At 50.8% G+C, this 364-nt stretch carries 2 tRNA genes; both read right to left on the minus strand.

The features are described 5' to 3' along the window. Positions 1-62: 62 nt before the first annotated feature. A tRNA-Ala gene (locus tag EFBL_RS13615) sits at positions 63-138 on the minus strand. Positions 139-171: 33 nt separating this feature from the next. Next, positions 172-248 (minus strand) — tRNA-Ile (locus EFBL_RS13620). Between the last annotated feature and the right edge of the window lie 116 nt (positions 249-364).

A 364-nucleotide genomic window follows, 5' to 3' on the forward strand; every position in this document is an offset into this window, starting at 1 on the left:
GTGTTTCTCATATTCGCTATCCAGTTTTCAAAGAGCAAACCATTCACCCCACATGAGGGTGATGGTGGAGATAAGCGGATTCGAACCGCTGACCCCCTGCTTGCAAGGCAGGTGCTCTACCAACTGAGCTATATCCCCAAAGTTACCCCGGAAAAAACCGGGATATTCAATTGGTGGGCCTAGGTGGACTCGAACCACCGACCTCACGATTATCAGTCGTGCGCTCTAGCCAGCTGAGCTATAGGCCCGCAAAGAGCGGAATTCGCTCTCTCAAAACCAAATCGTGTAGGTAAGCCTCAAACCCTCGATTGCGGGTTCTCATATTGTCACTTTCGTGACTCCTTAGAAAGGAGGTGATCCAGCC

The sequence above is a fragment of the Effusibacillus lacus genome (genome assembly GCF_002335525.1).
GTDB lineage: Bacteria > Bacillota > Bacilli > Tumebacillales > Effusibacillaceae > Effusibacillus > Effusibacillus lacus.